This window comes from Taklimakanibacter lacteus (assembly GCA_003576695.1).
Classification (GTDB): domain Bacteria; phylum Pseudomonadota; class Alphaproteobacteria; order Rhizobiales; family Aestuariivirgaceae; genus Taklimakanibacter; species Taklimakanibacter lacteus.
In genome coordinates this window covers 474,126-487,959 of record QOZQ01000001.1, presented here as the reverse complement: position 1 = coordinate 487,959, position 13,834 = coordinate 474,126, and the positions used below count along the sequence as shown (strand labels likewise).

General features: G+C 63.6%; 12 protein-coding genes. 3 read left to right on the top strand and 9 right to left on the bottom strand.

Annotated elements, in window-relative coordinates:
- The first annotated feature begins 122 nt into the window (after window positions 1-122).
- Window positions 123-1,319 (top strand): S1C family serine protease, encoded by a 1,197-nt coding sequence (locus DT068_RS02260; RefSeq protein ID WP_162913960.1) that lies wholly within the window; start codon window positions 123-125, stop codon window positions 1,317-1,319.
- Here DT068_RS02260 and DT068_RS02255 read toward each other — a convergent pair whose 3' ends face one another.
- Window positions 1,320-2,642 (bottom strand): NAD(P)/FAD-dependent oxidoreductase, encoded by a 1,323-nt coding sequence (locus tag DT068_RS02255; protein ID WP_119388128.1) that lies wholly within the window; start codon window positions 2,640-2,642, stop codon window positions 1,320-1,322.
- Window positions 2,639-3,031, bottom strand: a complete 393-nt coding sequence (locus DT068_RS02250) for a EutQ-related cupin domain-containing protein (protein ID WP_368904369.1) — start codon at window positions 3,029-3,031, stop codon at window positions 2,639-2,641. Before DT068_RS02250 ends, DT068_RS02255 begins: the two co-directional genes overlap by 4 nt.
- Window positions 3,032-3,075: 44 nt before the next feature.
- Between DT068_RS02250 and DT068_RS02245 the strand changes: the two genes are divergently transcribed.
- Window positions 3,076-3,714 (top strand): TetR/AcrR family transcriptional regulator, encoded by a 639-nt coding sequence (locus DT068_RS02245; protein ID WP_119388127.1) that lies wholly within the window; start codon window positions 3,076-3,078, stop codon window positions 3,712-3,714.
- Window positions 3,715-3,727: 13 nt separating this feature from the next.
- On the opposite strand, the gene DT068_RS02240 is transcribed toward DT068_RS02245, so the two are convergent.
- The 7 genes from DT068_RS02240 to DT068_RS02210 form a co-directional block, all read right to left on the bottom strand.
- Window positions 3,728-4,327: a DUF1989 domain-containing protein gene (locus DT068_RS02240; RefSeq protein WP_119388307.1), complete on the bottom strand. Its 600-nt coding sequence runs from the start codon at window positions 4,325-4,327 to the stop codon at window positions 3,728-3,730.
- A 62-nt stretch (window positions 4,328-4,389) separates the two neighbouring features.
- Window positions 4,390-5,343, bottom strand: a complete 954-nt coding sequence (locus tag DT068_RS02235) for a LysR family transcriptional regulator (protein WP_119388126.1) — start codon at window positions 5,341-5,343, stop codon at window positions 4,390-4,392.
- 86 nt (window positions 5,344-5,429) lie between these two features.
- Entirely contained in the window at window positions 5,430-6,320 is an 891-nt protein-coding gene (locus tag DT068_RS02230; RefSeq protein WP_119388125.1) for an SMP-30/gluconolactonase/LRE family protein, read from the bottom strand.
- Window positions 6,320-8,053 (bottom strand): ABC transporter ATP-binding protein, encoded by a 1,734-nt coding sequence (locus DT068_RS02225; protein ID WP_119388306.1) that lies wholly within the window; start codon window positions 8,051-8,053, stop codon window positions 6,320-6,322. The genes DT068_RS02230 and DT068_RS02225 overlap by 1 nt, the downstream gene beginning before the upstream one ends.
- Before the next feature lie 14 nt (window positions 8,054-8,067).
- Entirely contained in the window at window positions 8,068-9,180 is a 1,113-nt protein-coding gene (locus DT068_RS02220) for an ABC transporter permease (RefSeq protein ID WP_368904389.1), read from the bottom strand.
- 31 nt (window positions 9,181-9,211) lie between these two features.
- Window positions 9,212-10,198 (bottom strand): ABC transporter permease, encoded by a 987-nt coding sequence (locus DT068_RS02215; RefSeq protein WP_119388123.1) that lies wholly within the window; start codon window positions 10,196-10,198, stop codon window positions 9,212-9,214.
- Between the two features lie 67 nt (window positions 10,199-10,265).
- Window positions 10,266-12,233 carry an ABC transporter substrate-binding protein gene (locus DT068_RS02210; protein ID WP_162913959.1) on the bottom strand — a complete coding sequence of 656 codons (1,968 nt, stop codon included), beginning with the start codon at window positions 12,231-12,233 and terminating at the stop codon, window positions 10,266-10,268.
- Between the two features lie 278 nt (window positions 12,234-12,511).
- On the opposite strand from DT068_RS02210, the gene DT068_RS02205 reads away from it, so the two are divergent.
- Window positions 12,512-13,828 (top strand): amino acid deaminase, encoded by a 1,317-nt coding sequence (locus DT068_RS02205; protein WP_119388121.1) that lies wholly within the window; start codon window positions 12,512-12,514, stop codon window positions 13,826-13,828.
- Window positions 13,829-13,834: the final 6 nt, after the last annotated feature.

Genomic DNA, 13,834 nt, shown 5'->3' with positions numbered 1-13,834 from the left:
GTGCAATCGAACGATTCTAGCTTTGATTTGCATTGATCGGGTTTCTCACTTAGTCTCCTTACGTCGGGAGATCCGGGATGGCGCGTCTCATTATAGTTCTTCTTGGCTTGTGGCTTGGTAGCATGCCGGCCGCCGCGGAGCTGGTGAAACTGCACGATTTCGATGTCGCGGGCTGGGAGGCGGCCGTCTATGGCGATACCGAGACCGGCCGGTTCGACAATTGCATGGCCACGGGCAGATATGAAGGCGGTGTCGATTTCCACGTCATCGTCTTTCGCGATTATAGATGGGCCCTGGGTTTCAGCAGCACCAGATGGAATTTGCGCAGGGGGGAAATCCGCCTCGGTTATCGCTTCGATGAGGGACAGTGGTTCTCGACCGAGGCCTATATGGAGTCGCTGGGCGGGCTTGTCCTGTGGGACATGGCGAGCGATCCGGCCCAGGTCGCGCTGTTTCGGCGCAGCCGCGTCATGGACATCAGCATCGCGCAGCGCAGCTACAGCTTCAAGCTGACCGGCACGGCGCGCCTCGTCTCCACCTTGTCGCAATGCGTGAAGATCGTCACCGATGCGGAAAAGGGCAAGGTCGCGGAAAAGCCGGCGGCTCCCGCTCCAGTCAAGCCCAGGACCAAGACCGCTGCGAAAGCCAAGCCATCCGCCGCCAATGGCAAGGCCGAGAGCGAGCCGCGCAGCAGCTCGGGCACCGGCTTCATCGTTTCGAAAAGCGGGCACATCCTGACCAACCAGCATGTCGTGCAGGGCTGCACGTCGATCAGCGTGTCGCGCACGGGCGACATTGCGCGGCCGGTCGAGCTGCTGCGCACCGACATCACCAATGATCTTGCGGTGCTCAAGATGGAAGCGACGGCAGCAGACGACGAAATCGCGCGCTTCCGCACCCGCTCGATGCGTGCCGGCGAAACCATTGCCGCTTATGGCTTTCCGCTCGCCGGGACGCTGAGCGCTTCCGGAAACATCGTCAGCGGCAATGTCACCTCATTGGCCGGATTGTCCGACGATGTGCGTCTGTTGCAGATTTCGGCCCCGGTCCAGCCCGGCAATAGCGGCGGTCCGTTGATGGACAATAGCGGCGCCGTCGTCGGCATCGTGAATGGCAAGCTGAATGACCTCGCTGCCATCGAGGCGAGCGGCAGCTTGCCGCAGAATGTCAATTTCTCGATCAAGGCCAATGTCGGCCTGAATTTTCTCGATGCCCATTCGATCCCCTATGAAACGGTGAACGAGACGGCAGCCCTCGATCTGCCGGCCATCGCCGACAAGGCCCGGAAATTCACGGTCTTCATCGCCTGCCGGCGGTGACTATCTTTCCGCCCGCGCCTGCCATAGTTCCCAGGCCATGCGCGCTTCGACGCCGATATCGAGAAAGGGTCGGGGCGGCAGGGTGCTGGGCTTGCCGAGCGCTTCCATATCGGCAATCAGCGGATTGTCATGCCCGCAAGCGAGATCGGCGGCGAGGAGGCCGGCGATCGTCGCCTTGGTGACGCCCACCGCGTTGCAGCCGACGGTCGACCAGATATTGGGTGCCAACTTGCCGAAGCCCGGCGCGCCATTGCGCGTGAGGCACACGAAGCCGGTCCAGGTGTGCTCCATCGTGACATGCGGCAGGCTGGGGAAGCGCTGGCGGAACAGCCGCAGATGATCCTGCGCGATCTGCCGGCGGCGCTCATCCGACTGGCGCATGGACGGGCAATAATGGATGTTCTGGCGGATCAGGATGCGCCGGTCGTGCGTGAAGCGCATGGTGATGCCGGCAAAGGCATTGGCCGGGGTGAGGCCCCAGTCGGCGATATTGCCGAGGCGCGCATGCTCCTCGTCATCGAGCCTGCGGGTAAGGCTCGCATGCGCGGCGAAAGGCAGAAGCCGGCCTGAGAAGAAGCCGAAAGCCGGCGCATAGCCGTTGACGGCGAGGATCAGCTTCGCCGCGCGAATGGTTCCCTCGGGCGTCGTGAGCCTGACCATATCGCCGCCAAGATCGGCATCGATGACCGGGCTCCTCTCATGCAGCGTGACATTGGCGGGCAGGCTGTCGGCCAGCCCGCGGGTGAGAGCCGCCGGATTCATCAGGATGCAGCCCGGCGTATAGACGGCGGCGGTGAAATGCGGCGTGCCGAGCCGCGCCGCAAGCTGCGCGCCCTCGATCCAGGTCAGGGGCTCCTTCAGCGCCTCGAGCTCGCGCGCGAAGGGCTCGACGATGGTCTTCACGCCCTCTGGCGAGACAGCCGCATGATATTTCCCGGCTTTGCTCCAGTCGCAGTCGATGCGGTGGTCATGGACCTGCTTGCCGAGATAATCGAGCGCGGTGCGCGCCAGCCGCATGAAGCGCCGGGAGCCTTCGAGCTCGTCATGGGCACTTCCGACATTATGCGGCAGATCGATGCCGAAGCCCGAATTGCGCCCCGACGCATTCTCGCCGGCCGCATGGGCCTCGATGAGGAGGATCGTGTCCTGTGGCCGGTTGTCGGCGAGGCGCCGGGCCGCAGCGAGCCCGGCATAGCCCGCGCCGACGACGACCCAGTCGGCATCCTTGTGTCCTGTGAGCGCAGGCCTGGGCCGCCTTTCGGGCAGGATGGCGCTCCAGCCATTGCTGTTGTCGTCCTGCGGAAGACGGGTGATCGCGGTCATGGTCGACCGGCCTCGCTCATGCTTCTGTGCCAGTCGGCCGGATGGATGGCATAGATCACCAGCGCGTCCTCGGCTTCATAGATGACGGCACTGCCGGCGGGCAGCCAGATCGCATCGCGCGGGCCCGCGACCAGCGCTTTGCCGTCCACCTCTACCCTGATCTCACCCTCGAGCACGATCAGCACCTCATCATATTTCACCGTCCAGGCGAGCCTGGCGTTGCGCAGGCGGGCGAAGCCCGTTCCGAGCTCCGAATCTTCCTTGGTGCCGCTGATCTCGGCGAGCCAGGCGGCATCGCCGCCTTCGGCGCGCGGGATGAAGGACAGGCCGGCGAAAGGCACGATTTTCGCGGCCCTCGCATCGCTTTCCGGCGGACTTGCCTCTTCCATACAGTCATGTATATATCAATACACTAGTGTATGGAAGGGCCGCGATGGATGACCAGGCGCTGTTGGCCACTGTGGCGGGGAGCACATCCGCATCCCTGACGCGCGCCGATTGGCTGGCGGCGGCGATCCGCCTTTTCATCGATGAGGGCGTCGGCTCGGTGCGCATTACGCGACTCGCCGACGAGCTTGAGGTGACGCGCGGCAGCTTCTACTGGCATTTCACCGGCCGCGACGACCTCCTCGCTGCCATCGTCGAATTCTGGGGGCGCAAGAACACCAGGGCCGTGGTTTCGGCCTTCGATGGCCTGGATGATCTCACCCAGGGCGTCCTTGCCTTGTTCGATGCCTGGATCGATCCGGAGCTCTTCGACCCGCGCCTCGATCTGGCGATCCGCGAATGGGCGCGCCGCGACAAGGCCATCCACAGGGCGGTGGCCAAGGCCGATGCGAAGCGCATCCAGGCGATCTGCGATTTTTATTGCCGCTCGGGCTTCGCGCGGAAGGAAGCCTTCATCCGCGCCCGCGTCATCTATTTCACCCAGATCGGCTATTACGCGCTCGAGGTGAAGGAAACGCTGGCCGAGCGTCTGGACTATCTCGAGAGCTACTATCTCTCCTTCACCGGGCGGACCATCGATCCCGCCGCGGCAGAGGCCTATCGACGCCGGCATCCCGGCGCATGATGGAAGAAGGACCTCAGCCCAGTATCTGGTAATGCGCCTCGACCGGCTTGCCCTTGTTGATCGGCAGCATGTCCTGCGGGCAAGCCGACATGGCGACGACGCAATCCATCTGCGCCCTGAGCACCACATAGTCGCCTGCTTTCGAGACGGGCTCGCCCCAGCCGGTCGAGCCGTCCTTGGCCACCGGAATGTTCATCCACAGATTGAGCGGCTGCGGCACTTCCGGCGGCGTGAGCCCGATCTGGCGCATGCCGGCCATCAGATTGTCGGTGCAGTTGTCGTGATATTCGGTGCAGCCGAGGAGACCGTAGCGGTAGTCGTCGCAGGCGGCCATCAGCGTGTCATGGATGCCGGGCGACGTGTCCTCCTCGAAATGGAGGATGGAGCGCCGCCGGTTGGTGTGGAGATGATGTCCCTTGCGCGGAAAAATCGTGCCGATGGTCGGGCGCATATGCTCCATCGACATGAATTCATGCAGGTCCTCGGCGCTGAACGCCCAGGTATCGACGACCTGATGGCCATGCGTGTTGATGATCTTGATCGCCTGGCCCTTGATGAGCCGGCAGGCCCGGCCCTTGCGGGCGGGTAAGGTCATGAGATCGCTCTGTGCCATGATGTGCTCCTCTTCCCGCATTCCTTCGCATGGCCGCATCATCTGAAAAAGCTGGATTTGGTTCAGATCATATCGAATTTATCGATCTGATTGCGCCGGCCCGACTTTGCCGCCGCAGGGCCCTTGCCGACCTGCCGGCCGCGCGCCGTGAGCTCGCGGATGAACAGGCGCTGCAAGGGCGAGCTCGGCATATCGCTCTTGGTCACGATGACGAAGGGCCGCAGGATGCGCGTCTGCGGCGACATGAGGGCGCGCATCTGGCCGAGCCTGATCCAGTGCTCGGCATAGTGCTCGGGCAGATAGCCGATGAACTCGCCGCTCAGGATGAAGGTGGCCTGCGCCTCCATGCTGGTCGCATAGGCCCGCACTCTTGCCTTGCGGAAATGCTTGAGCTCGCGATTATTGGCATAGGGCCTGACGACGAAAGCGTGGCCCTCGATCTGCCCCCGGCCCGCCTCGCCTTTGAACAGCGGATGCAGATGGCCGCAATAGAGCGAATGCAGTTCCTCATGGAAACGCGTTTGCGTAAAGCCTTCCGGCATGTCGAGCTCGGGGATGACCACGAGATCGAGCCCTCCGGTTGCGACCTGGCTCACCAGCGCATCGGGAGCGGCGACGGTGAGCTGGATGTCGACATCGGGTGAGCTGCGCACGCAATGGCGGATGACGCCGGCGAAGGAGAAACGCGGATCGGTGATGGTGTTGTCGACCATGCCCACCCGCAACGTGCCGACGAGCTTGTCATGCAGCTCGCCCAGCACGCCCTCGAAGGCCGAGATCGAGGCGACCAGCGCCTTTGATCCGTCATAGACGGCCCGCCCGCGCTCGGTGAGGACGAAACCCTTGCGGCCGCGCCGGCATAATTCGAAGCCGAGACGTTCCTCGAGCGCGCGCAAATGGAAGCTCACCGTCGACTGGCTCATGCCGAGCGCCAGCTGGGTGCCGAGAAAGCCGCCATGCTCGACGAGTGCGCGGAACACGGTGAGGGATCTGAGATCGCTGGGCGAGAAGCGCATGCGCCATTCTCGCACTGGTCCTGAATCATATCAACTTCCTCGATATGAATTGGATTCGCTTCGTGTTCTTCACTGAAATGTCCGCTTCAGCCCTTGTAGCGCGGCTCCGGCAGGCCGGTGACGCCGGCCTCGACCGCGAACAGGCTTCCCGCCATGGGCTGGTCCCTGAGGCCCGATGAGGGGCGGATCGAGGTCACATAGATGACATCGAGCTTAGGCCCGCCAAAGGCCAGCATGCTCGGCTTGGCGACCGGCAGCGCGATGCGCCGGTCGACCTCGCCCCTGGGCGTGAAGCGTACGATCTCCCAGCCGTCATTGCCGGCCATCCAGTAGCAGCCATCGGCATCGACGGCGCCGCCATCGGGCCGTCCCGGCATGCCCTGCGTATCGACGAAGACGCGGCGGTTGCCGATCGTGCCGTCATCGATATCGAGATCCCACGCCCAGATGGTGCGCACCGCCTTGAAGCTGTCGGAATGATAGAGCGTCCTGCCATCCGGGCTGAAAGCGAGCCCGTTGGCGACGTAGAGCCCGTCGACGGCCTGGACGCAGCGCCGATCGGCACCGAAGCGGTAGAGCGAGCCCTTGGGCCCGGCCGGATTGACCGGATCCTCCATGCTGCCCACCCAGAAGCGCCCCTGCCGGTCGCAACGCCCGTCATTCAGCCGGTTGTTGCGTAAGTGCGCTTCCGGCTTCGCCAGCGCCGTCAGCTTCCCGGTCTTGAGATCATAGCGCCACAATCCCGATTTGAGCGCCACCAGCGCGCTGCCGTCGGTCGCGAGCGCGAAGGAGCCGATGGCTTCCGGCAAGGTCCATACCTGGTTCTTGCCGGAAGCCGGATCGAATCGGTTGAGCCGTCCCACATAGATGTCGATCCAGTAGAGCGCGCGCTCCTCCGCGCACCACACCGGGCATTCGCCGAGATCGGCCCTGATATCGAGCACGCAGTCGACCTTGGGCTTGTTAGCACCTGTCATCAGCCGTCCACCTCGCTCACATAACGGATGCGCTGGCTCTTGCCGCGCAGATTCGGGTCGGGCTTGGGAATAGCCGAGATGAGCGAGCGCGTATAGGGATGGCTCGGCGCATCGCAGATCGCATCGGCATCGCCGATCTCGACGATGCGGCCGCGATGCATGACCGCCACCCGGTCGCACATATAGCGGATCACGCCGATGTCGTGGCTGATGAAGATGAAGCTCATCTCGAATTCACGGCACAGGCCCAGCAGGAGGTCGAGCATATGGGCGCGCAGCGACACGTCAAGCGCGGAAGTGGCCTCATCGGCGACGATGAGCTCCGGCTTCAGCGCAATGGTGCGGGCGATGCCGATGCGCTGGCGCTGGCCGCCGCTGAAGGCATGCGGATAGCGCCACATGGCATCGCGCGTGAGGCCGACCCGCTCGAGCAGCGAGACCACCTCGGTCTCGAGCGCCCGCCGGTCGCGCATGCCGTGATTGAGCAAGGGCTCGGCAATGACCTGGAAGACGGTCATGCGCGGATTGAGCGAGGAGAACGGGTCCTGGAAGATCATTCGCATCCTGCCCCAATAGGGCTTGACCGCTCGCCGGGGCAGCGCTGCGAGATCAGCCACAGCACCATCGCGGCCGGTGAAGCGGATGCTGCCCGAGCTTGGATCGAGGATGCGTAGGATGCAGCGCCCGAGCGTCGTCTTGCCGGAGCCGCTCTCGCCCACGATGCCCAGAACCTCGCCGCGTTTCAGCGTGAAGCTCACATCGTCGAGCGCCTTGACCGGCGGCTCCTTGGGCTTGCGGCTGAACAGGCTGCGCCGTGCCGAGAAGCTCATGCTGAGGCTGGAGACCTCAAGAATGGCATCGTCGCTCCGGAGCTTCGCCGCCGAGCCGGCGCGATGCGAGCGCTTCTCCAGCGCCCGCACCGAGGCGAGGAGCCGCTGCGTATAGGGATGCTTCGGCGCGAAGAAGATATCCTTGACCGGCCCGTGCTCGACCACCTCGCCCATATACATGACGGTCACGTCATCGGCGATCTCGGCGACCACGCCCATGTCATGGGTGATGAACATCAGCGCCATGCCGTGGCGCTGCTGCAGGCTCTTCATCAGGTCGAGGATCTCGGCCTGCGTCGTGACATCGAGCGCCGTCGTCGGCTCATCGGCGATGACGAGCTTGGGCTCGCAGACCAGCGCCATCGCCGTCATGGCGCGCTGGCGCATGCCGCCCGAGAATTCGAACGGATAGCTGTCGATGCTGCGCTCGGGCCGAGGGATCCTGACCTGCGCCAGGACCTCGATGGCGCGCTCGCGCGCCTCCTGCTTGCCGACGCGGCGATGCAGGCGGATGGTCTCGATGATCTGCTGGCCGATCGTATGGACCGGGCTCAGGCTCGACATCGGCTCCTGGAAGATCATGCTGATGTCGCGCCCGCGGATCGAGCGGATCTGGCGTCCCTTGGGATGGAGGGAAGCGAGATCGACAATGCCCCCCGTTCCGCCTGCGCCATGCAGCAGCACCTGCCCCTTGATGATGCGGCCGGGCTTGGGAACGATATTGAGGATCGAGCGCGCGGTGATGCTCTTGCCGCTGCCGCTTTCGCCCACGATGCAATGGGTACGCCCGCGCCGCAAGGTGAGGTTCATGCCTTCGACGGCCTTGATCACCTGCTTGCCGGTGTCGAACCAGGTCGACAGGTCCTTCACGTCGACCACGATGTCGCTGGCGGGGTTTTTCATCGCTGCATCGAACATCATTGCCGGTAGGGATCGGCGGCGTCGCGCAGGCCGTCGCCGACGAAATTGAGGGAAAGCACGGCGATCACCACCGCGACACCCGGCGCGAACAGCCAGGGCGCGGTGACGATCGAGCGGATATTCTGCGCCTCCTGCAGAAGCACGCCCCAGCTCACGATCGGCGGCTGCAGGCCGAGGCCCAGGAAGCTCAGCGCCGTCTCGGCCAGGATCATCGCCGGGATGGCGAGGCTCACTTCCGCGATGATGTGGCTGACAAAGGACGGCGCCATATGGCGGAAGATGATGCGCTTCTCGCTCGCCCCGTCGAGCCGCGCCGCGGTGACGAAGTCTTCGGTGCGCAGCGACAGGAAGCGGCCGCGGATGACGCGCGCCAGGCTGGTCCAGCCGATCAGCGACAGAATGAGGGTGATGGCGAAGTAGATGCGCAAAGGCGGCCAGTTGTTCGGCATGGCGGCGGCGAGGCCGAGCCACAAAGGCGTCGTCGGCAAGGACAGGATGAATTCGATGACGCGCTGGATGACATTGTCGACCATGCCGCCCTTGTAGCCCGATATGCCGCCCAGGATGATGCCGAGCATCAGGCTCAGCGCCACGCCGACGAGGCCGATCGACATCGAGATGCGCGTGCCATAGACGATGCGGCTCAGCATGTCGCGGCCGAGCCGGTCGGCGCCCAGGAGATAGAGGGGATCGCCCTTCTTGAGCGGCCCGAACAATTTGGTCTCGAGCGTGAAGAGCCCGCCCCACATCGGATAGGGATCGGACTTGACGAACAGGCCGACCGGATATTTCACATTCTCGTCGATGGTGAAGACGCGGCGCAGCGCGGCCTGCTCGATGGTGACCTTGTAGCCATTGACATAAGGGCGGAACACCAGGCTCCCCTCTTCATTGCGATCGAAGAGATGCAGGCGCTGCGGCGGCGCATAGGTATAGCGCGGCGAGAAGGCATCGGGCGAGAACGGCGCCAGGAACTCGCAGAACAGGCCGACAAAAGCGATGAGCAGCAGCACGAAGCTGCTCACCATGGCGAGGCGATGGCGGCGGAACTGCCACCACATCAACCGCCACTGCGAGGCGGAATCGCGCTTCGGCGTCGAATGGGCCATCGGCGGGCCGGTCTCTGCGGCGGGCTCGGAGCTAATTGTCATAACGGATCCGCGGGTCGACGAAAGCGAGGAGAATGTCGGAGAGCAGCGTGCCGATGAGGACGAGGACGCACTGGAACATGATGAGAGCCCCGCCCAGATACATGTCCTGCGTCTTCAGCGCCTGGATCAGGATCGGCCCCGAGGTCGGCAGGCTCAGCACACTCGACACGATCACATCACCTGAGACGAGCACCGGCAGCACCCAGCCTACCGTCGAGATGAACGGATTGAGCGCGACGCGCGTCGGATAGCGCAAAATGAGGGTTGCTTCCGGCAGCCCCTTGGCACGCCCGGTCTCGACATAGGGCTTGCCGAGCTCGTCCAGCAGATTGGCGCGCATGATGCGCACCAGCGCGGCGATACCGGCGACGCCGAGAACGACGACCGGGATCCACAGATGCCCGAGGAGATCGATCACCTTGGCCCAGCTCCAGGGCGCGTTGACCTGTTCGGGCGAGAACAGGCCGCCGACCGAATAGCCGAGGAACTCGACCGAGAGATACATGACGACCAGCGCCAGGAGGAAGCTCGGTGTCGCCATGCCGAGGAAGCTCAGGAAAGTGACGGCATAGTCGCCGATACTGTATTGCTTGACGGCCGAGAAGATGCCGACCGGGAAGGCAACGAGCCAGACGAAGGCGAGCGTGCAGAAGGCGACCAGCGTCGTCATGCCGAGCCGGTCCCAGATGATGCTGGCGACCGGCGAGCGGTATTCGAACGACATGCCGAGATCGCCCCGGAACGCATTGCCCACCCAGGTCAGGTACTGCACCACCATGGGCTGGTCGAGGCCGTAGCGCACCCTTAGCGCATCGAGCGTCGCTGAATCGGCGGGCGAGCCCGAAGTGGCGAGGTCGGCCGCATAGCTGGTGACGAAATCGCCGGGCGGCAGCTGGATGATCACGAAGGCGACGACGGTCACCGCGAAGAAGGACGGAATCATCCAGAGCAGGCGGCGGAAAATGAAACCAAACATGACCGGTCAATTTCAGGGCGGGATGCCGGCCGGGCTGGAGCCCGGCCGGTGTTCTCTATAACAGCAATCAGCGCGGCGGATCGAAGAAATACTGTTCGGTATTGCTCGCCACCGGGCTCGGATAGGTCCAGGCGAAGGGCCTGGCATAGACATTGTGCAGGTTGTTCTTGACCGCCGAGAACAACGGCCCCGGCGTGCTGATGCCGATGGCATAGAACTCGTCCGCGGCGATATTGAGCAGTTGCTGCATGAGCTCGTTCTGCTTGCCCACATCCGCCGTCTTCAACACCTCGCGATAGAGCTCCATCTGCTTCTTGGCCGCGGCCGTGGGCTCCTCGCCCGACTTGCCGCCCGAGGCATACCAGTTGCCCCACGGCACCGCGAACAGGCTCTCGTTCCAGAACGGGAAGTAGAAGGTCGGCTCGAACAGCGCATCGCCCATGCCGCCGCTGCCGAGGAACACGGACGCGTCCTGGTCGTTATTGTCCTTGCGGTCGTAGAACAGCGTGCGGTCGACGGTCTGCACCTTCGCATCGACGCCGACCGCCTGCCAGTATTGGGCAGTGAGCTGGGTCGAGTCGAGGAAGTCGCCGAGCGCCGGGATCACCATGATGTTGAAGCTGATCCGCTTGCCGTCCGGCCCCAGGCGGAAGCCCTCGCTGTCCTTCTTGGGGTAGGCCTTGTCGAGATGCTCATTCGCCTTGGCGACATCATATTCGGTATATTGCTTGGCGAGCCTCTCATTATAGTAAGGCGACTCCTTGCGTGGCCCCGCCTGCCAGGGCTCGCCCTGGCCGACGAAGGCCGCATCGATGATCGCCTGCCGGTCGACGGCATAGGACAGGCCGATGCGGAAATCCTTGTTGTTGAAGATCTCGCGCTTCACCGCATCCTTGTGGGTCAGGTTGAACGAGATGATCGTGGTGTTCATGTCGGCATTGGGTCCATCGACGAGATGGATCTGCGCCTTCTCGGCCGCATCGGTGAAGACGGCGCGGTTGGCATTGGCGTTGACATGGCGGTCCTGGTAGTCGATCTCGCCATTGACCACCTTGAGCACCAGCGTCTGCTTGTCGGCATTCACCGAGACGCTGAGGTCATCGATATAGGGAAGCTGGTTCCCCTCCGGATCGACCTTGAAATAATAAGGATTGCGCTTGAGCGTGACCAAAGTGGCGCCGCCGATATAGGGGTCCTTGATCACCCAGGGCTCCATGGTCGGACGGTCGGGATTCTGCCAGCGCTCGTTCGCTTCCGTGTCGACCGCGCATTTCTTGATGAAGAGCTCGGTCCAGGTGCCGACGCCGGCCTCCTTCATCAGGGCATCGAGGCCATCCTTGTTGTAGGCGGGCTCGAACTGCGAGCAGTAATGCTTGGCCATCATGGTCATCTGCACGCCATAGACGCTGGCGAGCTTCTGCGGGAAGACGCCATAGGGCTCCTTGAAGGTGATCTTGAAGGTCGTGTCGTCGACCTTCTCGAACTTGCCGGGCTCGCCGCCGCTCATCATCCAGTCGATGCCGTTCGGCAGCAATTCCTTGTTGCCGGCGACGTCATTGATGAAGAAGCCGATATCGTCGCTGGTGAAGGGCTTGCCGTCCGACCATTTGAGGCCCTTGCGCAGCTTGATCGTATATTCCTTGGCATCGGCGCTGTTGCTGATCTCCTCGGCGAGGTTCGGCACCACCTTGCCGCTCCATTCGCGGTCCCAGGCGACGAGCGGCTCGTAGCCGGCGATGCGGAACAGCCAGTTGCGGTCCGAGCCGCCGACCATGCCGGAGCGCCAGGTGCCGCCATATTTGCCGACCTTCTCGACCGGCGTGATCACGCGCGGTGATGCCGGCAGGCGCTCGGCGACCGGCGGCAAGGTACCGGCCTTGACCAGTTCGTCCAGCATCGGCGCCTGCTTGTAGTCGACGGCGAGCGCCGTCGTGGCGCCAAGGCACAGCGCGCCGAGGGCGACGACAAATCCCGATAGTTTGCGGCTTGAGCCCATGCCGGCGACCGGGCGCGCGTCGGCGGCATGCGCCATCATCACATTTCTCACCTGGTAGTCCTCCCTGGTTATTTTTCGAAAATTGGATGGTGCGACGAGTACGCTTACATGTCGACGACCGTCTGTCAAGAATTCATAAACTTGTAAGTCAGGTTTTGCCGTCGTGACCGCACTGCGTCCGGCAGCGAAAACAGGCCCGGTTTTCCGCGATTTCCGCAATGTCTCGGAATTTTCTCGAAAAGCCATTGAATCCACTGAGAATAGAGATGTAAGACAAGTTTGGGAAGAACAGCGGTTTGCGGGACGGAGCCCGAAGCATGACCAAGATCGATTTGTCCGCCATCGAAGCCTCCGCCATCGACCGGACGGTGAAAGGCATGCCGGGCGACATAATGCCGATGACGCTGGCCGGCATCGGCAAGAAGGGCTGGAATATCCTGCGCGAGGACCTGCCCTTGCCGGCGGCGGTGATGCGCGAGAGCGCCATCGCCCATAACAGCAGCTGGATGCGCCGTTATCTGGCGGCGACCGGCGCCGATATCGCGCCGCACGGCAAGACGACCATGAGCCCGCAGCTTTATGCCCGCCAGATCGCCGACGGCGCCTGGGGCATCACCCTGGGATCCGTGGAACAGGTGCAGGTGGCGCGACAGTTCGGCTTCGGACGCCTGCTGCTCGCCAATCAGCCGGTCGGCGCGAGGTCGCAGCGCTACATCATCGATGAGCTCAAGCGCGATCCCGACTTCGACTTCTATTGCTTCGTCGATTCGGTGGCGCTGGTGCGCCAGCTTGGTCAGGCCGCGCGTGCTGGCGGCCTTACCCGGCCGCTGCAGGTCATCCTCGAAGGCGGCTTCCAGGGCGGGCGCACCGGCTGCCGCACCCATGAGCAGGCGATGGAGGTGGCGCGCGCCATCAAGGCGGAAGCGCCTCATCTCTCCTTGCGCGGCGTCGGCGGCTATGAGGGCCTGCTGCGCAAGCCGACGCCTGAGGAATCGGCGAAAGTGGTGGAGGATTTCCTCTCGAGCCTTCTCGATATTGCCACGGGCTGCGACCGCGAGGCTTTGTTCGGCGAGGGCGAGATCCTGCTGACCGCCGGGGGCACGGTCTTCTACGATATGGTGACAAAACGGTTCAGCAAGGCCGGCCTGTCGCGGCCTCACCGCCTGGTGCTGCGCTGCGGCTGCTACCTCACCCATGATTCCGACAGCTATGTGAAGCATTTCGCGCAGCTGCGGGCGCGCACGCCCTGGGTCGATGATCTGGGTCCGGCACCGCAGGCCGCGCTCGAAGTCTGGGCCTATGTGCAATCGCGTCCCGAACCCAACCGGGCCATCCTCACCGTCGGCCGGCGCGACATCTCCTTCGATTCCGCCATGCCGACGCCGCTCAAGTGGCTGCGGCCCGGTCAAGGCGTCACCGTGAGCTCGTTGCAGTCCTTCGGACCGGGCTATGTCGTGACCGGGCTCAACGACCAGCACTGCTATTTGCAGGTTCCGGAGACGAGCCCGCTCGCCGTCGGCGATATGGTGGCCTTCGGCATCTCGCATCCCTGCACGACATTCGACAAATGGCAGGTCATCTCGGTCGTCGACGACGACTACAATGTCGTCTCGGCCATCCGCACCTATTTCTGATCTCTC

Excerpts from the sequence above, each read along its gene's own strand:
- DT068_RS02205 (WP_119388121.1), top strand. The coding sequence starts at position 12,512 with ATGACCAAGATCGATTTGTCCGCCATCGAAGCCTCCGCCATCGACCGG.
- DT068_RS02230 (WP_119388125.1), bottom strand. The coding sequence starts at position 6,320 with ATGACAGGTGCTAACAAGCCCAAGGTCGACTGCGTGCTCGATATCAGG.
- DT068_RS02235 (WP_119388126.1), bottom strand. The coding sequence starts at position 5,343 with ATGCGCTTCTCGCCCAGCGATCTCAGATCCCTCACCGTGTTCCGCGCA.
- DT068_RS02245 (WP_119388127.1), top strand. The coding sequence starts at position 3,076 with ATGGATGACCAGGCGCTGTTGGCCACTGTGGCGGGGAGCACATCCGCA.
- DT068_RS02250 (WP_368904369.1), bottom strand. The coding sequence starts at position 3,031 with ATGGAAGAGGCAAGTCCGCCGGAAAGCGATGCGAGGGCCGCGAAAATC.
- DT068_RS02210 (WP_162913959.1), bottom strand. The coding sequence starts at position 12,233 with ATGATGGCGCATGCCGCCGACGCGCGCCCGGTCGCCGGCATGGGCTCA.
- DT068_RS02220 (WP_368904389.1), bottom strand. The coding sequence starts at position 9,180 with ATGGCCCATTCGACGCCGAAGCGCGATTCCGCCTCGCAGTGGCGGTTG.
- DT068_RS02260 (WP_162913960.1), top strand. The coding sequence starts at position 123 with ATGCCGGCCGCCGCGGAGCTGGTGAAACTGCACGATTTCGATGTCGCG.
- DT068_RS02215 (WP_119388123.1), bottom strand. The coding sequence starts at position 10,198 with ATGTTTGGTTTCATTTTCCGCCGCCTGCTCTGGATGATTCCGTCCTTC.
- DT068_RS02240 (WP_119388307.1), bottom strand. The coding sequence starts at position 4,327 with ATGGCACAGAGCGATCTCATGACCTTACCCGCCCGCAAGGGCCGGGCC.
- DT068_RS02255 (WP_119388128.1), bottom strand. The coding sequence starts at position 2,642 with ATGACCGCGATCACCCGTCTTCCGCAGGACGACAACAGCAATGGCTGG.
- DT068_RS02225 (WP_119388306.1), bottom strand. The coding sequence starts at position 8,053 with ATGAAAAACCCCGCCAGCGACATCGTGGTCGACGTGAAGGACCTGTCG.